This window comes from Bacillus sp. AP8 (assembly GCF_000321185.1).
GTDB classification, from domain to species: domain Bacteria; phylum Bacillota; class Bacilli; order Bacillales; family DSM-1321; genus Bacillus_AD; species Bacillus_AD massilioanorexius.
On sequence record NZ_CAPG01000059.1, the window covers coordinates 27,892 to 50,454 of the forward strand.

The 22,563-nt window shown below is 34.5% G+C and carries 21 protein-coding genes; 3 read left to right on the top strand and 18 right to left on the bottom strand.

Going from position 1 to position 22,563, the window contains the following annotated elements:
* Window positions 1-166: 166 nt before the first annotated feature.
* The 17 genes from BN349_RS14650 to BN349_RS14730 all read right to left on the bottom strand — a co-directional run bounded on the left by BN349_RS14650 (window position 167) and on the right by BN349_RS14730 (window position 17,057).
* Window positions 167-1,372 (bottom strand): flagellin N-terminal helical domain-containing protein, encoded by a 1,206-nt coding sequence (locus tag BN349_RS14650; RefSeq protein ID WP_019243078.1) that lies wholly within the window; start codon window positions 1,370-1,372, stop codon window positions 167-169.
* A 428-nt stretch (window positions 1,373-1,800) separates the two neighbouring features.
* Window positions 1,801-3,006: a flagellin N-terminal helical domain-containing protein gene (locus tag BN349_RS14655; protein ID WP_019243079.1), complete on the bottom strand. Its 1,206-nt coding sequence runs from the start codon at window positions 3,004-3,006 to the stop codon at window positions 1,801-1,803.
* Window positions 3,007-3,150: 144 nt separating this feature from the next.
* Window positions 3,151-3,372 (bottom strand): carbon storage regulator CsrA, encoded by a 222-nt coding sequence (gene csrA / locus BN349_RS14660; protein ID WP_019243080.1) that lies wholly within the window; start codon window positions 3,370-3,372, stop codon window positions 3,151-3,153.
* Window positions 3,373-3,376: 4 nt separating this feature from the next.
* Window positions 3,377-3,814 carry a flagellar assembly protein FliW gene (fliW, locus tag BN349_RS14665; protein WP_019243081.1) on the bottom strand — a complete coding sequence of 146 codons (438 nt, stop codon included), beginning with the start codon at window positions 3,812-3,814 and terminating at the stop codon, window positions 3,377-3,379.
* 13 nt (window positions 3,815-3,827) lie between these two features.
* On the bottom strand, window positions 3,828-4,403 hold the full coding sequence (locus BN349_RS14670) for a DUF6470 family protein (protein WP_332306680.1): 576 nt from the start codon (window positions 4,401-4,403) through the stop codon (window positions 3,828-3,830).
* A gap of 151 nt (window positions 4,404-4,554) precedes the next feature.
* Window positions 4,555-5,697, bottom strand: coding sequence for a flagellar hook-associated protein FlgL (flgL, locus tag BN349_RS24935; protein WP_019243083.1), 1,143 nt, complete (start codon window positions 5,695-5,697; stop codon window positions 4,555-4,557).
* Window positions 5,698-5,711: 14 nt separating this feature from the next.
* The gene (gene flgK, locus BN349_RS14680; protein ID WP_019243084.1) at window positions 5,712-7,316 is read right to left on the bottom strand and encodes a flagellar hook-associated protein FlgK; all 1,605 of its coding nucleotides are present in this window, start codon (window positions 7,314-7,316) and stop codon (window positions 5,712-5,714) included.
* A gap of 32 nt (window positions 7,317-7,348) precedes the next feature.
* A complete protein-coding gene (locus BN349_RS14685; RefSeq protein ID WP_019243085.1) occupies window positions 7,349-7,834 on the bottom strand; it encodes a flagellar protein FlgN in 486 nt (161 codons plus the stop codon).
* A gap of 12 nt (window positions 7,835-7,846) precedes the next feature.
* Entirely contained in the window at window positions 7,847-8,113 is a 267-nt protein-coding gene (flgM, locus tag BN349_RS14690) for a flagellar biosynthesis anti-sigma factor FlgM (RefSeq protein WP_019243086.1), read from the bottom strand.
* Window positions 8,114-8,355: 242 nt separating this feature from the next.
* Complete coding sequence (locus tag BN349_RS14695) at window positions 8,356-8,778, bottom strand: TIGR03826 family flagellar region protein (protein ID WP_019243087.1); 423 nt, start codon at window positions 8,776-8,778, stop codon at window positions 8,356-8,358.
* 108 nt (window positions 8,779-8,886) lie between these two features.
* Window positions 8,887-9,606: a ComF family protein gene (locus tag BN349_RS14700; RefSeq protein WP_019243088.1), complete on the bottom strand. Its 720-nt coding sequence runs from the start codon at window positions 9,604-9,606 to the stop codon at window positions 8,887-8,889.
* The gene (locus BN349_RS14705) at window positions 9,599-10,996 is read right to left on the bottom strand and encodes a DEAD/DEAH box helicase (protein ID WP_019243089.1); all 1,398 of its coding nucleotides are present in this window, start codon (window positions 10,994-10,996) and stop codon (window positions 9,599-9,601) included. The genes BN349_RS14700 and BN349_RS14705 overlap by 8 nt, the downstream gene beginning before the upstream one ends.
* A gap of 8 nt (window positions 10,997-11,004) precedes the next feature.
* Entirely contained in the window at window positions 11,005-11,940 is a 936-nt protein-coding gene (locus BN349_RS14710) for a nuclease-related domain-containing protein (protein WP_019243090.1), read from the bottom strand.
* 351 nt (window positions 11,941-12,291) lie between these two features.
* Window positions 12,292-13,611 (bottom strand): TcaA 3rd/4th domain-containing protein, encoded by a 1,320-nt coding sequence (locus tag BN349_RS14715; protein ID WP_019243091.1) that lies wholly within the window; start codon window positions 13,609-13,611, stop codon window positions 12,292-12,294.
* Between the two features lie 252 nt (window positions 13,612-13,863).
* Window positions 13,864-14,706, bottom strand: coding sequence for a DegV family protein (locus BN349_RS14720; RefSeq protein ID WP_019243092.1), 843 nt, complete (start codon window positions 14,704-14,706; stop codon window positions 13,864-13,866).
* Between the two features lie 434 nt (window positions 14,707-15,140).
* Window positions 15,141-15,824, bottom strand: coding sequence for a response regulator (locus BN349_RS14725; protein ID WP_019243093.1), 684 nt, complete (start codon window positions 15,822-15,824; stop codon window positions 15,141-15,143).
* A gap of 90 nt (window positions 15,825-15,914) precedes the next feature.
* A complete protein-coding gene (locus BN349_RS14730) occupies window positions 15,915-17,057 on the bottom strand; it encodes a sensor histidine kinase (protein ID WP_019243094.1) in 1,143 nt (380 codons plus the stop codon).
* A 572-nt stretch (window positions 17,058-17,629) separates the two neighbouring features.
* On the opposite strand from BN349_RS14730, the gene BN349_RS14735 reads away from it, so the two are divergent.
* The 3 genes from BN349_RS14735 (at window position 17,630) to BN349_RS24015 (ending at window position 21,080) form a co-directional block, all read left to right on the top strand.
* Window positions 17,630-18,265, top strand: coding sequence for a YigZ family protein (locus BN349_RS14735; protein ID WP_019243095.1), 636 nt, complete (start codon window positions 17,630-17,632; stop codon window positions 18,263-18,265).
* A 51-nt stretch (window positions 18,266-18,316) separates the two neighbouring features.
* Entirely contained in the window at window positions 18,317-19,291 is a 975-nt protein-coding gene (locus BN349_RS14740) for an LCP family protein (protein ID WP_019243096.1), read from the top strand.
* A gap of 754 nt (window positions 19,292-20,045) precedes the next feature.
* The gene (locus BN349_RS24015) at window positions 20,046-21,080 is read left to right on the top strand and encodes an LCP family protein (RefSeq protein WP_019243097.1); all 1,035 of its coding nucleotides are present in this window, start codon (window positions 20,046-20,048) and stop codon (window positions 21,078-21,080) included.
* A 61-nt stretch (window positions 21,081-21,141) separates the two neighbouring features.
* On the opposite strand, the gene BN349_RS14750 is transcribed toward BN349_RS24015, so the two are convergent.
* A complete protein-coding gene (locus BN349_RS14750; RefSeq protein WP_019243098.1) occupies window positions 21,142-22,446 on the bottom strand; it encodes a Na+/H+ antiporter family protein in 1,305 nt (434 codons plus the stop codon).
* Window positions 22,447-22,563: the final 117 nt, after the last annotated feature.

Sequence of the window (22,563 nt, forward strand, 5' to 3'; positions counted from 1 at the left end):
AGAAAAAGCCCTAACTCTATTAAAAGGAATTAAGACTATTCTATCTCGTAATATAATGATATATAGATACTTTACTTTTTTTCTATTTGATTCAGCTAAAATTCGTTTAATCTACCATCACAAAAAAGAGACTCTAGAAAATCTAAAATCCCTTTCTTTAATATTATTAACGTAATAGTTGAAGAACACCTTGTGGTTGTTGGTTCGCTTGAGCAAGCATTGCTTGAGCAGCTTGTTGTAGGATGTTGTTCTTCGTCATTTCCATCATTTCTTTCGCCATATCAGTATCACGAATTCGAGATTCAGCAGCTGATAGATTTTCAGATGATGCACCTAAGTTATTGATTGTGTGCTCTAAACGATTTTGATATGCCCCAAGTTTAGATCGTTCGCCTGATACAGTATCAATAGCTGACTGAATTTTAGTAATAGCTGCAGCAGCGCTCTCATGCGTTTCTACACTTAGTGCAGCTTCGACAGACATATTGTTTGTACCATTATTAACCGAATTATCATCTGTAAATCCATTCGATCCTTTTACTCCTGTAATACCTAACGCACTAGCTCGTAAGTCTTTAATTTCCATACTCATCGATTGGTTTTCGTTTGCACCAATTTGTAATGTAATAGATGTTCCTACTAACTTAATATTTGGAGCTGTCGCGTTACCTGTATTTTGCTCTAGTTGAATTTTCCCATTAACATTACTAGCCGTATATTTAGCACCTAAAGTTCCATCTCCATTAATTTGCGCAACTAAAGTATCGACATCTTTATAACCTGAAACACCTGTGGAATCGTAGTTAAGCGCAATCCCATCAATATTAAAATCATAATTACTAAAATCAAATTGATATTGTCCCTTAACCTCTGTAATAGGAGGCGTAGCTGTTCCATCTGCTGTCACACCTGCTAATGTAGTGAGCACATCAACACTTGATAATTCAGTAGATTTTTCACCATTTAATAATTTTTGAGTATTAAATTCTGTAGTATTTCCGATACGATTTATTTCAGAGGTTAATTGGTTAATTTCCTTTTGAATTTCACCACGATCTTGGTCATTATTAGTATCATTTCCTGCTTGAACTGCCAACTCTCTCATACGTTGTAGAATACTATGTGTTTCATTTAAAGCACCTTCCGCTGTCTGAATTAACGAGATACCATCTTGAGCATTTTTGGCAGCCATATCTAAACCTCGAATTTGACCACGCATTTTCTCAGAAATAGCTAAGCCTGCAGCATCATCACCAGCACGGTTAATTTTCATACCTGAAGATAATTTCTCCATATTTTTTGATGATGCTGTTTGATTTGTCCCTAATTGACGATAAGTGTTTAATGCTGCAATATTGTGATTGATACGCATATAAAACTTCCCCTTCCATGAGCTCCATTTTCAATAAAAGCATCCTTACTTTTAAAGTTTTGTAGGATGTCATAATGATTTTTGATAACTAATGCTGTTTTTTTTACAAATGATTATCATATGTAAAGATGCTTAAAACATTTAGAATAAGTTATCAAACTTATTCAATATCAGTCTGTTCAATTTACTCTAAGGTCATTATGTATCTTACAAAATAATTTATCGGAGCTATTAGGTTAACTTATATGAACAAAAATCACTATTTTAAATATTCAGTTATTTATATCTATTTGCTTATTATATACCTCATACAGCAGCAAATTAGTAAACTATTAGTCATATTTTTCAAATAGATAAATATATATATTTATCTATTTACACAAAAAAACTGGGGATAAAATAATCCCCAGCTTTTTATCAACCTATTATTAACGTAATAATTGAAGAACACCTTGTGGTTGTTGGTTTGCTTGAGCAAGCATAGCTTGAGCAGCTTGTTGTAAAATATTGTTCTTAGTCATTTCCATCATTTCTTTAGCCATGTCAACGTCACGGATACGAGACTCAGCAGCTGTTAAGTTTTCAGAAGATGTACCTAAGTTGTTGATAGTGTGCTCTAGACGGTTTTGACTTGCACCCAACTTAGATCGCTCACTAGATACTGTATCAATTGCTTTTTGTATCGTAGTCACAGATTTAGCAGCGTCTGCATGAGTTAAAACATTTAGGGCAGTTTCAGTTGCAGTATTATTAGTACCATCAGTTACTGCCAATTTAGAATTCGTATTACCAGCTGTAGTAATACCCAAAGCTGCCGCTCTCATGTCTCCAATAGTAATTGTCATACTTTGGTTTTCATTAGCTCCAATTTGCAACTGTAAATCTGCACCTGCTCCTGCTGCTTTACCAGTAACACCAGGTGTAGTTACAGCTAAAGTTCCACCAGCAACTACAGGTTCCGTTGAAGATTCTGCACCAGTTTTTTGTGTTAATGTAAAGTCAGTACCTGTTCCACCACCAGTGTATTTACCTTTTAAATCATCATCTTTAGCGATTAAAGCTGCTAATCCTGCAGCAGTTTTAAATGTTGCTACCGATCCGTCATCAGCACTATTAGTATCATATTTGAAAGTTTTCCCATCAATTGTTACATCTGCAGCACCTATTGTTATTGCATATTCACCAGCAACTGCTTTAATTTCCGGTGATCCATCCTTATCACCATTCAATAATTTTTGAGTATTGAACTCAGTAGTATTACCGATACGGTTAATTTCAGATGTTAATTGGTTAATTTCTTTTTGAATCTCTTCACGGTCAGTTGTTGTATTTGTATCATTCGCTGATTGTACTGCTAATTCACGCATACGTTGTAGAATAGATTGTGTTTCATTTAATGCACCCTCAGCAGTTTGGATTAAAGAAATACCATCTTGAGAGTTTTTAGATGCCATATCTAAACCGCGGATTTGTCCACGCATTTTTTCAGAAATAGCTAGACCAGCAGCGTCATCGCCAGCACGGTTAATCTTTAAACCAGAAGATAATTTCTCCATGTTTTTAGATGCTGCTGATTGGTTAGTACCCATTTGACGGTATGTGTTAAGAGCTGAGATATTGTGATTAATTCTCATTATATATTTCCTCCTTGAATTTAGAAGTTCACGTCCGTGTGAACTTTATGAAATTTGGAAAGGGTGGCGGCCGTCCACCATTTTCTTTACACGCTATATATCGACATACTTTTCGATTATTTTAATAGAATTAACTAAATTCTTTTATTTCTTTTGTCCTAGTAGCTGCTCCAAATGGTTCAAATGGTTTAATGCTTGTTTATTTTCATTTTGAATCGCTTGATAGATTTCTTTTCGGTGAATTTCCACATCTTTTGGAGCTTGAATGCCTAATTTGATTTGATCGCCTTTCGATTCTATAACCGTGATTTCGATTTGCTCACCAATAATAATCGTTTCGCCGATTTTTCTTGTTAATACTAACATGTCATCACCCCTGTTCAGCTTTCAAAGATAAAGGATGCTTCGTTTGATAGTCTGTTTCATGAAGAATAATCTGTTTTGCATGGTGATTTTTCATATTAAGTATGATTGGTGCTTGTAAATTTGCAGTAGAGTTTTCGAGCGTATCTTCTAATGTTAAAATAACGAGTGGACAAACCTCGTTTTCATTACCTATATCTAAAGTTGCTAGTACATTTTCATCAAGATTAAATTCATAGTCTTTAAAAAACGCAAATGGATTTGCAACAATAAACGCAATTTCACTATGTACAACTGATTGTAAAATTGAAAAAACATCCTGATCTGCTAACGGATATAGTAAAAATTGTTTTTCCTCTAGAAATCCAGGTATCCCTTTATTAAAATGCCAAAGGTCGTTCTCATCTACATCCATCTCGCCATGATATTTCGTCATTATTTTCATTTTGTTCATCTCCTCATGCATTAAAGTCTACGTTTACATAATCAATTTGTAAGGATTCTTTTTGTCTCAAGCCTACCTCAACCTTACCAGGTGTGTAATCTAGTGTCGGCTTATTTGTTCTTGTATTATTTTCCACTTTATTCACTTTCCAATTTATATCAAGTTTCGTTGGTTCATAATGTAACTTTACACTAAAAAGAGGTGGCACAAATCCAATATTAAATTGCTTTTCTGGTCTCTCACTATTTTGTTTAGCCTGCGATACTATAGGGTTTCCTCCATTTTCTATTCGCATTAATTCATCGCCTTCATTCGCTCTTCTCGCCAATCCTTCAAGCCATTCTTGTCGTCCATTTTCAGCAAACTCTTCAATCCTTTTTCGAATCGATTTTAAGTCAACCGCCTCTCTTGCTGCCGTTTGATCAATCGTCAGCTGAGAAGGTGTTCTTTCAATGGTCATTTCAGCAGGTGGTTGCTTGATATCTAATTCCGCTTTAGGTTGTTGAAGCTGAGCAACTGCGTTTTGAGTTTGAAGGGAAATAAGAGCAGACTGCGACTGCAGTCGGATTTGTGGCAATTTCATCATCATGCCCTCCTTTATATAAATGACAATTTTTAAAAAGGACAACATCCTAACACCATATAGGCCAAAAAGAAGCTCTATATAGTGTAAGGAGTGGTTGTCCCCAAAAGTCATTTTATTACCAATATTTTACATAAAAGTAGTTATTATCATTTCTCTATCGTAAAAAGTCCATAAGTGTAGGTTGGATAATTCTTGCACCGACAGCCATTGCTGCTCGATGAACACTTTCCTGAGCTGTCAAAGCCATAATCGCTTTTTCCATATCGACGTCTTCATTATCGGATAGGATACGTGTTGAAAATACTTCCTGTGAACCCAAACGATCTTCCATTAGTTCCACACGATTTTGCTTAGCACCAACCGTTGCACGAACAGCTAAAAGATTATTAATTTGGGTATCCAACTTAGACAGAAATGTCCCAATTTCTTCTTCACTGCCACCATTTTCTAACGTATTGATTAACTCTTGAAGAACACCCGATTTTTCTGGGTTCGTAATAGGTGATGGTTGACCATTATCTAGCGTGATAGTAAACGTCTCATCTGTTTTGGCATTTGTTAAATCAATGGTAATGCCATTAATCGTTGCGTTTTTACCATTAATATCTACCTTTTCTGTACCGTTATCTAACTGCCATTTTTGAGAGGCTGTATCATAGGATACTTTTAATTCGGTAACCGCGTTATCACCATATGTTCCTTTGACATTAATAGTGGAAGTTCCTGTATCACTCGTAATATTGGAAGAAGCAGGAGTTCCAACTAAATCAGGAAACAAGCTTGCTCCTTCTGTATTAACGGAAAATTTGATTCCGTTAAAGATTTCAATTTCGATTAAACCTGTTGCTTGTGAGAAATCATCCGACGGTTTCACATCTGTTTTTGTTCCGCCAAATAAATATTTACCGCCAATTTGTGTATCTCCCACTGATTTAATTTGCTCTTTTAATTGCTTAATCTCTTCCGCAATATAGGAGCGTTGGCTTTCTTCAAGGGTTCCATTACTTGCTTGAACAGTTAATTCACGAATTTTTTGCAAAGCCAAATTGACATTATTAAGGGCGTCATCTGTACTATCCACCCAGTTGTTGACTTCTCCAATATTTTGTTGATATTGCTGAATACGATTTAAATCTGATCGATATCCCATTGCTCTCATAGCCGCAACTGGATCATCCGAGGGTTTTGTGAATTTCTTGCCCGTATATAATTGCTTATCTAATTGAGATAATTTAGTATAGCTACTCGATATTTGTCTCAATGTATTATTACTTAGCATAGATTGTGTTACACGCATTTAAATAAGCCTCCTTATCTGCCAACCGTTCCCATTCCGTTTATAATCTTATCCAATACTTCATCAACCACAGTGATCATTCTTGCTGAAGCGTTGTAGCCGTGCTGATACTTAATCATATTGATCATTTCTTCATCCAACGAAACAGAGCTGGCAGACATCCGTCTTTCTTCTATAGAAGCCGTAATCGTAATCGAATTTGTTAAATTAGTATACGCTCCTTGAGAAACCACACCTAGTGAGCCGATTACACCTTGATAGAAGGAATCTATATTGCCTGTCATCTCTGATGGTAGATTCCCGGCAGTTATGTATTGAGAAAAATCCTTACTTTTAATCTCAGCTAGCTTTTGAGCATTTTCGTTATTTCCGGCATCACCATTCGGATTTCCAGCTGCAATTTTAGATGAATCCTTCATAATTTCATCATTCACTTTAATGATTTGTGCGACATTGCTAATATCATCTAAACTATACATTCCGTTAGCATCAGGCGTTAGTCCATCTAATACGAAGAAATTCATTTCGCTCGGTGCTGTTTCATTTAACGCTACACCTTGACGGTGGATGGCGTTAAATTCATTCACAAAGGCAATCGTCATTTTGTTTATATTTTCAAGCATTTCTGGATAATGACCTTTTATAGTATCCTTTTCGATATATCCATAGTTTTCGATAATCCCTGATAGCTCACCTGTTTTTTTGAAATCACCTATATCAATGGTATGTGTTCCAACTTTAATTCCTGTAACCATATTCGATTTATCTAGATCCTTCTCAATAGAAATCGTGTTTATCTGACCGATTCCATTACCTGTTACTTCAATTAAATTAAGGCCACCATCAACATACGACGTGCCATCTTCTTTTACAATTTCAATATTATATAAGCCTTCTGCCATTTCCTTAGCATTACCATATTCATCTGGCTTTACTTTAGTTACCTTTATGTTAACAAGTCCTGACAGCTGGTCAACTAGTACATCACGTGCATCATATAAGTCATTTGGTAATAAACCGTGTGGTTCTACTTCCGATATTTGCTTATTTAACTCGGCAATTCGATTAATAATATTATTAATCTCTTTCTCTTTCACGCCTAATTGATCCCCAATATCCTTTTGGACACGTGTTAAAGAATTGTAATAATAATTAAATGTCTCCGCTACAGCTTGACCAGTTGAAGCCACTACATTTCTCGCTCCGCTATTTTCTGTATTAGCTGCCAATGTTTGTAGGGAATTCCAAAACTTATCCATTGTTTGTTGCAAGCCACTGCTAGACGGCTCATTCAGGATTTCTTCCATTTTCACAAGCGAATCATTCAACGCACCGAAATAACCTGTTTTATTGTATTGCGTTCGATATTGCAAATCAGCAAATTCGTCACGAATTCGTTGAATAGAACTTGCCGTGGCCCCTGTTCCTAATTGACCAGCAATACCTGGGCGATTCAACCCCGGACTTGGATAGGGTGTTGTCGTGGCAAGATTCACTCTTTGTCTTGAGTATCCAATCGTATTGGCATTTGAAATGTTGTTTCCAGTTACATATAAAGCATTTTGTTGTGCGTTCATTCCCCGTCTTGCTGTTTCTAATCCAAAAAAGGTTGAAGCCATCTTATTTCCTCCATTATCGCTTATTTACCTATTTAAGCTTTTGAATCGAACATTCCTCTATTTATACCTTTTGGTGCTGCATTAGTTGGTTTCTTATAATTAAAGTCTGCTGGTGGTGCAGGTCTTAACATATCCAGAGTTAAATTAACGTATTGTAATGAATTGTAAATCAACTGTTGATTCAATTGGTTTTGACTTTTTAATTGATTTACAAGCTGCAAAAGCCTTTCTCTTTGGCCTAGCAATTTCCCACGCTCTTCATCTGATACATATTTCACTACATCGGTTAAGCTTGTCGATTGACTTTGATTGCCTATTAAACTAGCAACAGTATGCTGTCTTTCACGTTCAACTTGTTCAATCGCCTTTACATACTTTTGCTCATCTTTTAAAAATTTATCGAGACCTTCCATGTCGCTTTTCTTTATTACATCCGTCTTTTGAACAGAAAGCTTATACAGATTTTCATGAAGTTTAATTAATTTATCTAATAGTTCTATAATCTTCGCAGCAGACACGGTGCTCCTCCTCTATTTCTTTAAATAAAAGTTGATTAAGCTTTTAGCAGTTGCTCTTGCATCTAGTTGGTATGTGCCGTTCTCAACAGATACTTTTATCGCTTCTACCTTTTCCTGACGTTGTGAAACGAGCTGTGATGAATGTTGAAGCTCCTTAGCTGTTGTTGAAATTTCAATTTTATCTTTTGTATTGAAAGAAGATTTTTTTAGTTCGTTCATTTTATTTAGGTTTTTATTATAGGGATTGATCCCGGAAGGACCTACGTTATTAATTTTCATAAAATACTCCCCTCACTTTCAAAACGTATCAAATAATCTATTTATAATATCGGCTGTATTTTAGTAAGTTTTATGTCATTGTAGCATTTTTTATTGACAAAAAGAAAAGCTGAAAAGCCCTTCCAATGCTACGATAAGTAAATAGTCTATGGTAGAAAAGTTTGGATTTATAGCCAGATAGAATATTGTCTTCATTTATAGATTTTTAGCACCAAAAAGCTGTATGACAACAGTCATACAGCCTATAGATCCTTAAAATTTTTTGTATAGTATGTAGTCTTCCGATCTCTTTCTTCAATAGCTCGTTTACGATCTTCTTCTTGTTGGTAAACCTTCAAATCTGATAGAAAGGTCTCGGAGCATTTACTGCAAAGAATACCTTCTCGTATAATAGTCCCGCATTTCTCACACTTATAACCCAGATTTGGAAATTGAGCTAATTTGAGTCTACCAGTTCGAATAAATTTAAAAAGCAGTTCTTCATCTATATCTGTAGCATCTATCACTTGCTGGATTGTTGCTTTACGATTTTCTCTTTTTCTTATGTATTGATAGACCTTTTCAAAGAGAAGTTCTTCCTGTTTATAGCAAGCATCACAAACATCTCTAAACTGAGTTTTAATAAATATCGCTCCACAATTTGAACAATTTGACAAGTCATTCATTTCTTTTCTCCCCCCTCCTTAATTCAATACCTCGTTCTATAATTACTCATTCCATTATATATCTACTGTTAAATCTTTCATTTTTAATTTGTTTCAATTTTAGCAAAATTACCTCGCAATAGTTAGCGAATATATATTTTGGGCACCGATTTCTTTTAAAACTTTTGCCGCATGGCGTAAAGTTGATCCGGTAGTATAAATATCGTCTACTAGGAGAATTTGTTTATCTGTTAAATCTTTCTTATCAGCAGACAAAAAAATAGACTGTAGTTCTAGCCTTTGTTGACGTGACTTCTTTGACTGTTTTTCCGTATGGATTCTAGTTAAAATGAGAGAAGGAGTAACGCCTGCCACTCTAAGCAAAGCCTCACTTTGATTAAAACCTCTTTCAAGTAGACGCTCACTACTTAACGGAATAGGAACTACATAATCTACCTTCAATTTTGAAATGACAGAACGGATATCTTCAGCAAATATTTCTGCGATTGCATAATCTCCTCGATATTTAAACAAAGCTAATAACTCTTGAAGAAACGTATTATACTTATACAGTGATATATTTTGATCCAAAATATTTTTCCACCTATCATCCTGCTCCCATCTATAGCAATCTGAACAAAGATTATCATATATATAATCAGGCTCCAACTCCGATAACATTCTTGAACATTTACAACAACGTGGTTCAGCTAATAATTGAAGTTTGCTTTTACATTGATTACACAAATGAATTTTTATCGGTTTGATAGAAAGAGATGCCCAAGAATAATCTAGAATGGTTTTCGTTCCACAAATCCAGCATGGTTTTCCTCGAAAAATATCAATCATCAATTAATCCCCTTTCTCTAGCCTCTCTATTCATCTTGTGAATTTGCTTAACAGCCTGTACCATTTCATGAGTTTTGCCATAATGAAAGAATACAACCTCTCCTTTTGGATCTTCTTTACTTCTCCCTACTCTCCCAGCAATTTGGACCAAAGCACTTTCTGTAAAAATATCCTCTTCAACACCAATAACAGCTACATGTAGCCTTGGTATTGTTACACCTCTTTCTAAAATAGTAGTAGTTAATAGACCTAATACTTGTCCTGTTCTTAAATGATTCACTTTGGCTTTTCGCTCTGGGTCTTCTGCATGGACAGAAGATAGATTTTTATCATGCTTCTGGAAAAGAGGGAGATATTGATTCATTCGTTCAATGTTTGGAAAGAAAATAAGGAAAGGAATTTGCAGTTGAATTTTTTGTAGAAACCATTGATACAGCGGAGAAGGTATTCGACCTTTGGAGAAGATTTTTTTCCAATTTCCTGTCCATTTCAATTGAGGAACAGGAATAGAATGACGGTGATATCGGGCAGGAATGGTAACGCATGCTAATTTCTTTGCTGCAACTAACCTTTGCATTTGTTTTGAAGCTGTCGCGGTTAAATAAATAAGAGCTGATTGAGACTTTCGTGATTTCTCTACTGCAAATTGAAGAGATTGATCCATAGAGTATGGAAATGCATCTACTTCATCGACAATGATTGTATCAAATGCTTGATCATACCTTAATAGTTGATGTGTAGTACTAATGACGAGCTGTGCACAATTTTGTTTTTCTTCGCTGCCACCATAAAGAGCAGCTATTGATGTATAGGGAAATGCTGTTTTGATCCTCGGAGCTAGTTCCAACACCACATCGGTTCTCGGAGTGGCGATACAAACACGTTGATTTAATTTCAAAGCTGCTTCAATCCCAGAAAAAAGCACCTCGGTTTTCCCCGCTCCACACACAGCCCAAACAAGACAAGTTTCTTTCTGTAAAATAGCTTGCACGACTCTATTCGATGCAACTTCCTGCCCTTCTGATAGCTTTCCTCCCCAACGCATGGGTCCCTCTTGTTGCAGAAATTCAACATCAGGACCTATCCATGTCACAAGCTGCACACATTGTTGAGATTTCCCCATCATAATGCAATTTCGACAATACACACAAAGTTTGCTACAGCGAGCACATTCATGCTGATAAAAATGATAAGACTTATTCGTTCCACATTGATTACAAATCCAATGATTCTCTTTAGAACTAATAGCATCAGAATAAGCAACATACCCATTGATGAAGTGTTCATGTAGAAGAGACTGAAACTCTAAAAGTTCGCTTTGTAGAAGAGATTTACCGTAGAGAATTTTTTGAAGTTGATTTGAAGGTTGAAAATCTGTAATAATGAACATCTCCTTTTTTATACAAGTCTTATTTGATATTTCTTTCCTTTACAAACATCCAATTCTTTTAGAATTTTATAGGATATATTTCTAGAAGCTATTTTAAAAAAGCATCTACATTCTTGATTCGTAATAGTTGTATCTATTAAAAGTGCATAATCTTCAAATGTATCTATATGCGCCGTTTTAGAACGATATTTACATAACGGACAATTCCAAAATCCTTTATTACGCGTCATAGAAACGGAATGACAGGCTGGACAATGAACACCCTTTAGAATTTCATCTTTAGGAATGGAGTAATATTGAAGAAGATTGGGGTTATCGGGGATATCTTTCTTTTGTATAAGAGTAGATACACGTTTCAAGTCTTTTTTCTCGAAATAATCATATTTATATTTTTGGTGTAAAGTTATTAATCGATCAGGAAGCGCACCTGCATGGATAATATGGTATGAAGTTTTCCTAAATTTAATAATAGTGGAGGGATTACTAATTACAACGAGGAATTCAATTGGAATATCAGGAAATTTATCGAGCGATAGTCTTTTTTTCAAAAGAAGTGCATTTCTTTTCACTTGAAAGATAGGATGTGCATAACCTTCTTCTTTCTCTTCAAAAGTTCGAATCATTTGCATAAGTTCTTCATCAAAATGCAGGGTACCAGCAAAATTTTTCACTTCAAGTATAACTATAACTTGTTGTGATACTAGAAGAGTGTCGATTTGAAAGTAGCTATCATTAATTGGGAGCCTCACATCTTGATAAATATCAAATGAACTCCCGATGTATTTCAAGTGATAGTCTACTGCAAGTTCGCCACGAAATCCCGCGAGATATTTTTTATAATCTTGTTGGATTTGTTCTCTCTTCGGATGTGATTGAGGTAACCTTCTCAAAAGAGCTTCATATTTTCTAATTCTGAGCGTCTTCTTACGCTCTTTTTTTATCATTACATCATCTCCTTCCATTTTATATTGAAGTTATTCTCTATAAACATGATGATTCCTACAGAAAATTGTTATCATTTGTGAACTTTTTAAAACATAATTGAACTTGCAGTTTTAGATTCATTTAACAAGTTTTCATTCTCATACTCTTTGCGTCTGTTTCTCCAGTTTATGCGTCTAATTCCACACTTTTTGCGTCTATTTCACCAAGTATTGCGTCTATTTCACCAAGTATTGCGTCTATCTAACTATAGTTTGATTTCATTCTCCATTTTTTTGCGTCTAGAACTAGATTTAACTCTATGCAATCCACAAAACCAAAAAAGGAATTAACCCTTTACGGCTAATTCCTTCTTATATTTCAAATCTATCAATCATAGTATGGACCTTTAGTTCATTTCCATCACGGATGATATAATGTTGCGTTTGGTAGGTTTTCTGTGTTTCTTTTTGATCTGCATAAATGAGTTGATATACTTGGTTACTTACGACACTATAACCTTCATCTAGAGGAGTTATATTTATAACTTCAGTATTCAATAGCTTTCGTGTTACATCAGTATTCTCGATTCTTTCGAAGTATTGGTTCGCTTCAATATGAATTTTATCTTCGGCGTCAATATAAGGAAGTAAAATAGAAGCATCTTTCTTGTTAATTGCTATTGTAGCACTTTCAAAGAAACTCTCCATAAATTGCTTAATATCCTCTTTCGAGAACTCTTGCTGATCTGCCGTTATACTTTTCATATAATCTATTTCAAACATTAGATTTACTTCTGGCTCTACAACCGTAACGGCGTCCGTTTTTTCAATTAAGTTGCCTATTGTACGTTCTGCTTGAATTGTGACTGAGCCATCCATTGGGACTGGACCAAATTCTTTGACTTCGCTTATTTTTTTACCTGTATTTTTTCCATTCACATAAAGTATTGCATCTACATCATTGGAGTAGATTTTTACTTCCTTACCTTCGAGCTTTGGAGTTACTTTTAAGCGATTTTGGTTGGCGTTTGAAAAGTCAATTTCCTCTTCAAATAAAAGCTTTGTATATTCATTTTTGTATGTTGCCTTCAACCTATGCTCTCCTGGAAATAGGTAAGCCACACGATTCATTTTATGCGTATCTACAAGTGTTAACATTTTTTCTTTATCTACAAATATATCTGTTCCTGGATAATAGGAAGAAACAAGAAGCTCAATCGGATAAAATTGAATTTCGTATTCTGGATAGAAAAACCATTTCTTTTTTTCCTCTACTAACGAAAATAATTTGTTTCCATTACCATCTGTAATAACATTTCCCTCATTAATCAAACGATTGATTAATTCCTCCAACTCTTCAGAAGCATATATTTGTTGTAAATATACAGCGTATTTTTTGGCCTCTTCTTTGCTAACACGTAATTTATTTTGTCCCTCATTCATGATTTGAGCTAAACTTTCATAATCTTCATTCCGTATCGCTTCTTTAAATTCTGAAATGACTACATCGGGATTATATTTTTGCTTCATATATATATGAGTAGCCACTATTCCAACGAAAAGCATAGACGCTAATACTAAAAGAATAACAGCTCCTTTTCTCTTAAAAAATCGTGACTGTTTTTCCATACAAAATATACAATACTTTTCTTCTGGAAATAGGGACTCTCCACATTTTTTACATGTTTTCATCTCAATCTCCTTTATATTAAAATCGTATATTATTTTACTTTTATATAAATGATACAAAGTATCATCTTATTCAAAACAATATTATTACATTTTATGAACAACTCTATCTATTATATTACAAAAACATTACAAAGCGCATTCCATTTACTTCCACACATTTCAAAAGAGTTCATACAGACAAAAAAGAACGTATCTTAAACGAAGCTCAAGATACGCTCTTTTTATATATTCACAACAGTTGTGTAATATTCTTTATTTTTTGTACCAACCCATACCCATTGCACCTTCACCTAAATGAGTACCAATGACAGGTCCAAAGTAGCTAATTTCAAAATTCACATTCGGATATTGCGCTGCTAATTCTTCTTTCCATTCGATAGCTTCTGCTTCACGCTTAGCATGTATGATTACTGCTTCCATTGGAACACCCGTTTTTGCATCTTCATCTAATAGCTCAACGATACGTTTTAATGCTTTTTTACGTGTTCTAATTTTTTCAAAAGGAACAATTTTTTTGTCTTCGAAATGAAGCACCGGTTTTACTTGCAATAGACTACCCAAAATAGCTTGGGCACTATTTAAACGTCCACCTCTTTGTAAATGCGATAAATCATCAGCCATAAAATAAGCGCGAGTAGATTTCTTTATTTCATTCAAACGTTCTATAATTCGGTCTGGTGTTTCGCCTGCTTGAGCCATTTTCGCAGCCTCTAGAACATAAAAACCTTGGATGCTGCAGCTAATTTCTGAGTCAAAGCCATACACATCTATTCCTTCTACCATATCTCCTGCTGCTACTGCTCCTTGGTAGGTACCACTAATCCCGCTAGACAAATGAATGCTAATAACGGCATCATAATCCTTTGCTAACTCTTCAAATTTTTCAACGAACATTCCAATAGAAGGTTGTGAAGTAGTTGGAAGTTTATCCGCATTCTTCACTTCTTCATAAAAGTCATCTGCTGTTATGTCAATTTCTTCACGGTATGATTCAGCTCCAAAAACTACACTTAACGGAACCATATGTATGTTTAATTTTTCACGCAATGTTTTTGGGATGTACGCTGTACTATCCGTTACAACTGCCGTTTTCATAAAATAGTACCTGCCTTATAAAATATTTCTTCCAATTATATTTATCATTTTATATGATTATGCCTACTTTTGCATTAAAATGTTATTTTACCGTAAATTACACATACTATGTAGACTCATTATTATCATTTTAATTACATTTTACACATGACATTCTTTGACTCATCGATTTCTCGTCATATTCCTTTAACTATTTTCTGACTTTATAATAAGGAAAGCATTCTCATTTAAGAGACTTACGGTGGATTTAATAAGCTGAAGTATTTGTTCAAGTTCATTTACAATAGGAACATTTTTGATAAGAAAAAATCAGAAGACTTCACTTTGTATCTACAAAAAGAGATGCTATAACATATACGCATCTCTTTTCAGACCAATATTTTCTATGGATTTAAATTATACCTAATAATCTGTTCATTAAAGGTGAAAAACTATTATCTTACTTCTACCCAGCCATTTTTAATAGCCATGACAACAGCCTGTGTACGATCGTTCACATCCATTTTTTGCAAAATATTGCTCACATGGTTTTTAACTGTTTTTTCCGAAATAAATAATGTTTCACCAATTGTACGGTTACTTTGTCCATCTGCTAATAATTGAAGAACTTCACATTCTCTTCTTGTTAACAAGTGGAAAGGTCGTCGTATTTCTGGCGTTGAATGTTGTGATGCTTTATAATCATCCATGGCTAATCTTCTATATTCTTTAACAAGATTATGTGTTACCTTCGGATGAAGATACGAGCCTCCATCAGCTACTACCTTTACTGCATCAATTAATGCGTCTGCATCCATTTCTTTTAAAAGATATCCAGCTGCACCTGTTTTCAAAGCATGTGTTACATAATTTTCATCATCATGAATCGATAAGATAATAACCTTTGTTTCAGGATATTGCTCTACTAAATGCTTTGTTGCCTCGACACCATTTGTAACAGGCATATTAATATCCATAATTACTACATCAGGATGATATGCCTCTACTAAATTTATTGCTTCATTGCCATCGTCACCTTCGGCAAGTACTTTAAAAGTAGATTCAAACTCTAGTATTCTCTTAACTCCTTCGCGAAATAGTTGATGATCATCAATAATAACAATCCCTGTAGTATTCAACTCTTTCCCCTCCCTTTATCTATTCCTTGTTCATATAAAAAACGATCAGCTATATAACAAAGCATTCCTTATCTAAAGTATTTACTTTTGCTATACAGCGATTGGAATACTAATAATAATAACGGTACCTTTTCCAATAATTGAATCAATCGTAATTTCACCATCTAGAAGTTCTGAACGCTCCGTCATTCCAAGTAAACCAAATGATCCTTCTTTTTTTACATTTACGTCAAAACCCTTACCATCATCTTTAATCACAGCAATAACATTTGACTTATTAATTTCAACTTTAACGCTAATTAACGAGGCATTCGCATGTTTAATCGCATTTTGAACAGATTCTTGAATCAATCGAAACAAGGCAATTTCAAACTTAGTTGGTAACCTTATTTCTTCACGAATAGGGATGAAATCAATTTTGACAGTTTTATTGTATTCTTCAACATTACTCAAATATTTCCGTAAGGTTGGTATTAAACCTAGGTCGTCTAATGCCATCGGTCTTAAATCATATATAATACGTCTTACTTCATACAAAGCGTTTCTAACCATTCTCTTTAAATCGCGAATTTCTTCCAAAGCTTCTTCTGATCCACGTTCACGAAAAATTCGATCTATTAAATCAGATCTCATCATTACATTTGCCATCATTTGTGCAGGACCATCATGAATTTCTCTCGACAAACGCTTTCTTTCTTCTTCTTGCGCTTCAATTATTTTAAAGGCAAATTCCTGACGTCTTTTAGCATCATATAGTAGTTCACCCATATGAGCTAAATCGCCAGTAAAGAAATTCAAAACAATACTAATTTGAGAAACAAGATGATCTGCTCGTTCAATGGTTTCTTTAACACCAATTAATCGTCGTTCAATATCATCTCGTTTATTTCTAAGTTGCTTCTCTAGCTGCCGGTTCATCTGCAAATCAACTTGTAGCGAATGTGCTATTTCATACGCTTCACGAACTTGCTTTTCACTATATGTATTAAAATGTACACTAACTTCTGATAAACGTTTGCGAGCCATTCTAGCTTTTACTTCAAGTTCGTCTCCTTCTTCAATCACCTGAACGACCATTTTTTTTACATGATCTAATTCTTGGCGCAGTGTTTCAAAATCAGTTCTACTTTGTTCAGCAATTTTGAACACTTCATCTTTACTATGATCTACTACTCTAACCATCTTATCTAATATTCTATCTAATTCTTCGATGTCTACTTTTTTCATGGACATGGACATTCCTCCGAGTTGGTCCAAAATCTCTCTGGGGTCGTTCTCGATGTTTTTGAATAAATGACTATTTATACGGTAGGTGATGAACTATGTCAAATATAGCCTATATATTCTCTATCATATTGTTTTTTTTATAAAAAATAAATTATTATGCAGAATTTTTTATAAAAATAATTATTTTTAATTTATTATTTGCAAATTACCATGTATAAAAGTTTGACACAGTATTTTATTATTTTAAACAAAAAGAATTAACTTTTACATATGTCATTTATCCTGTTCGTTCCATTATTAAACTCTTCAAACAAAATATACCTTTTATTTTATTTCATATTTCTATTACACTATCTTTTTCTATTATTATCACTGATTTGTTTAACAAAGTCATCTTAAAAGCTTATAATATCACGTTTTTTTACGCACTATCGAAAATAGCATCTATTTAACGTGTATATTCTCCGATTATATATGCGAATTGCTAGATAATATTAGGAAGATTATAATAAAGAAGCTAATAAACATCTCATAAGAAAATAGTTCTATGAAAGATTTCCTATTCGAGGAGGGATTATATGCTTCAAGAATATCTAACAGTCAAAGGGTATGGAGAACATGAAATTGTTATTCAAAAATCTCGATTCATTGCTTATATTAATCGTGTAGAAACAGAAGAAGAAGCGCAAAGCTTCATTCAAGATATAAAGAAAAAGCACTGGGATGCTACTCACAATTGCTCAGCCTACATGATTGGTGAGCATGATCAAATTCAAAAAGCAAATGATGATGGTGAACCAAGTGGTACAGCCGGCGTTCCGATGTTAGAGGTTTTAAAGAAAAAAGGATTAAAAGACACTGTCGTCGTCGTTACAAGATATTTTGGTGGAATCAAATTAGGTGGCGGGGGCTTAATCCGCGCCTATGGAAAGGCCACTTCTGAAGGAATTAATGCAACCGGAGTAGTAAATCGTAAATTAATGTGCGTCATGCATACAACCGTGGACTACACTTGGTTAGGAAAGTTAGAAAATGAATTGCGATCCTCTCATTACGGTTTAAAGGAAATTCATTATCTAGACAAGGTTGAAATTGAGACATTCGTTTCCGTTCCTGAAAAAGAACTCTTTAGAAATTGGATGATTGAGTTAACAAATGGTCAATGTGAAATAATAGAAGGCAATTTATTATATCAAGAAGAAATTGTAACGTAACTTTTCTTGTTTTCGTCTAATTGAACAATACTACAAAAGGGAGAAAACAATATGGAGCAGAAAAGAAGTAGAATAGATAAAAAAACAAGGAAAAAGAGAAGATGGAAGAAATTCCTCTTATTCTTTATGGCTATTATATTATTAGTTGGTGGATATGGAGCTTATGTGGTCTATCAAGCGATGCAAGCTGCTAATAGCTCATACAGTGAGCTAGATCGCGGAGATAAATCTTCTCTACGAGACAAAGCTGTAAAATTTGGTAAAGAGCCCGTTTCCATTCTATTATTAGGAATTGAAGACTACGCTTCTGGAGGTAAGGGCGGACGTTCCGATTCCATTATGGTCGCAACCTTTAACCCCGAATTAAAAACAATGAAGCTTATGAGTATCCCTCGTGATACAAGAGTTTATATACCTAGTAAGGACAAAAAAGCAAAAATCAATTCAGCATATAATAATGGAAAGGATTCAACTATCGAGACCGTTGAACAATTCCTCGATATTCCAATCGATTATTATGCAACGATTAATTTCGAAGGATTTAAAGACATTATCGATGAAATTGGTGGCGTAACAGTAAATGTCCCATTTGATTTCTGGGAATACACAGATACATTCCCTCGTAAAAAGCTGTATTACAAAAAAGGTGAACAGACTTTAGATGGTGAAGAGGCATTAGGATATGCTAGAATGCGTAAACGTGATCCAAATGGAGATTTTGGGCGTGCTGATCGTCAAAAAGAAATCGTTAAAGCTGCTTTAGATTCTTTAATATCTCCGAAAAATTTATTAAAAGTAGACGATATTGCTGAACATCTCGGTAAAAATATCGAAACAAATTTAAAAGCGAGCGATGGTTTAGCATTCGCTACAAAATTTAAAGATTTTTCATCTAAAGATATCTCAACTCTTACATTAGAAGGTGACGGAGATCAATCTACAGGAACATGGTATTTCGTTCCGAATGATGAAAGCTTAGAGAAAGTAAAAAAAGAGCTAAAAGAGCATTTAGAATATAAGAAATAATAGTAGAGGGCTGTCTAAAAGAGATTGAAATCACTTTTTAGACAGCCCTTACGCTTTATGTTTACCTATTTCATTATCAGTCATACTCTTTTATAAAAGCTGTACTGTCGCGTTATAATCGCGATAAGAAAACCTTTTTGCCCTGTAAGAGGCTTACACTAATAATTAAAATATAGGAGTGTTCCCAAAAGGATTCATTTTAGGAACACTCTTTATGCTTTAATTTGACTTTTATTACACCTGAGCATAAACGAAAGCCCACTTTATCATTCAGACTGTTTTCTCCTTTCAAAAAGACTCGCTGAGTAAAGTTCGCAGATACAGAGGTTTAGTTGATTGAGCGATAAGTGCGAGATTCCTGCGGGAGCAGCGGTATAGCTGAGACATTATTGGTGCTTGCCAAGAATGCTCCGGAAAGCGAGCATCCTGAAGCAGAATTCAACCTATACTCACTTCTTATTAATAACCAACAAAGTTCACAAAAACTTCCCAAAAAATAACAAAGAGGCATTCCAAGAACCATTTCCCAATCATTTCTTGAGCACCTTTTCATTATATAGTGTAGGATATATCTCTTTTTCTTCATGCATCTAGTTCATTTCCCCTACTTTTAAAATACTCGAATGATTATTGCTGAATAATGAATATTTATCCACTATTCTTTGTAACATAAATATAATTTTACGAATGAGAAAAAAAATTGTAAAATATAGTTTAGCGTATTTATGATGTTAACTAAAAGGAGAACTCAAGAATGATGAACCGTAAAGTATACGTCGTCAAAAAGAGGAAAACAAGTCGTAAAAAACTGGCTATACTCTTATTAACACCAATTTTTGTATTATTACTCGGAACTGGAGCATATTTTGCACATATATACAATCAAGCACAAAAAGCAGTTGATAAATCTTACGAATCGATTGATGGTACCGATAAAGCAGTAGCAGAGTTAACGAATAAAATCGGAAATACTTCTATATTATTCATAGGAGTCGATGATAGTGATTCACGAAAGTATCAAGAATCTACTCGTTCAGACGCTTTGATGCTTGCTACCTTTAATAAAAAAGAGAATTCAGTTAAATTATTAAGCATTCCTCGCGATTCTTACGTTTATGTACCTGCAAGAGACGACTATACAAAAATCAATCATGCATTTGCTGTCGGCGGTGCTAAAAGTACCATTGAAACAGTCGAAAATCTATTGGGTATCCCTATTGATTATTATATGCGTATGAACTTCTATGCATTCATCGACGTCGTTAATGCACTAGATGGTGTCGAAATCGATGTACCTTATGAAATGTATGAAAAGAATTCACAGGATAAACATAATGCCATTCATTTAAAAGAAGGACTTCAAACATTGGATGGAGAAGAAGCATTAGCCTTCGCTCGTACACGTAAACAAGATACGGATATGATGCGTGGACAACGTCAGCAAGAACTATTAAAAGCCATTATGAATAAAGCTACGTCTGTTTCTTCTATTACTAAGTACACAGACTTAATTGAAGCACTTGGCGATAATATGAAAACAAACATGACCTTTTCACAAATGAAGGGCTTTATGGCACTTGCTATAAAGAATAAAGGCTTTACTTTGGATACGATCCAATTGAAGGGTGAAGATAGTTATATTAATGACATCTACTATTACAAACTAGATGAAGCGGCTTTAGAAGAAACAAAACAAACTTTAAAAGATCACTTAGCAGGAATTCCATCAAATAGAACGGAAAATATTGTTCAGGATGATCCAAATAGTGATACGAATCAAGATTTATAAAAACACAAAAACGAGAGAAGATATCTTCTCTCGTTTTTTTCCTATTTTTCTTAGTCTAATATTAAAGAATTAGTGCAGCAATTATTCCAAAGATAAATAAAGGAATATTATAATGTAAAAATGTTGGGATACAAGTATCCCAAATATGATGATGCTGTCCGTCTGCATTCAACCCAGAAGTTGGACCTAAAGTACTATCTGATGCCGGAGAGCCTGCATCTCCTAAAGCGCCTGCTGTACCAATTAAAGCCGCTGTTGCTAACGGTGATAAACCTGCTGCTGCACATATCGGCACATATAAGGTAGCTAAAATAGGAATAGTACCAAAGGAAGAACCTATACCCATTGTAATGACTAACCCAATTGAAAGCATTACTACTGCAATCATAACTCGAGATGTTCCTAGCAGAGCCGTCGTTTGTTGAACTAAATCATTTACAGCACCTGTTTCCTTTAAGACCGTTGCATAACCAGATGCAAGCAACATGATAAAGGCTATCATTCCCATCATACTTACACCCTCCTGAACAACTCGATCCCCTTCCCTTTTATGAACGACCCCCGTTATAAATAAAATCAAAATACCACCTAAAGCACCTAATACTAAAGAATCCGTCCTTATTTGGATCATTAAGGCGACAATAATAGCTAAAATCGTAAACCACTGCTGTATGCCCCATTTTGTTTCTAAGCTCATATCTGGGCCAACAAACAATGTTTGCTCGGTTTGATATTGTCTATTTTTTCTGTAGCTAATGAAAACAGCAATAAACAATCCTACTATCATAGCTAGACCTGGAAAAAGCATCGAGAGCGAAACTTCTTTCAACGAAATCATCATATGATTGGCATTCATCTCATCTCGTATTATTCCTTGAAAGATTAATCCAAAGCCAACGGGAATCATAATATAAGGAGCTTTCAAACCAAATGTTAAGGCTGTGGCTACAGCTCTTCTATCCAATTGAAGCTTATTAAACAATGATAGTAATGGCGGTATTAAAATAGGTATAAAAGCTATATGAACTGGAATCAAATTTTGGGATAAACAAGCAATTCCAGCGAGCGTTAGAACAAGCGTTAGTTTTTTCCCTTTAAAAAGTGACAGCATTTTATTAACGAGGAAAGTAGTAATACCCGATAAACCAATCATCACAGCAAAAATCCCAAGAAAAATATAGCTTAAGGCTGTATTAGCTTGCCCAGTCATACCGGATATCATTAATTGAGTTGTATCTACAATCCCCTCACCCGCCAACAATCCTGCCGTCAAAGTAGCAATAACAATCGAAAATAAAACATTTATTCTAAATAAGCTTAGTATGACCAACAAAATCACACTAATTAATACAGCGTTGAAAATCATAATAGTTTCCCTTTCTATGTCTCTCTAATACGTTGCCTAACTAAAGTAACATAACATGACTCCAGTGAAAACACGTTAAATAATGGAAAGAAAGGGACATTTACATACAAAAAAACC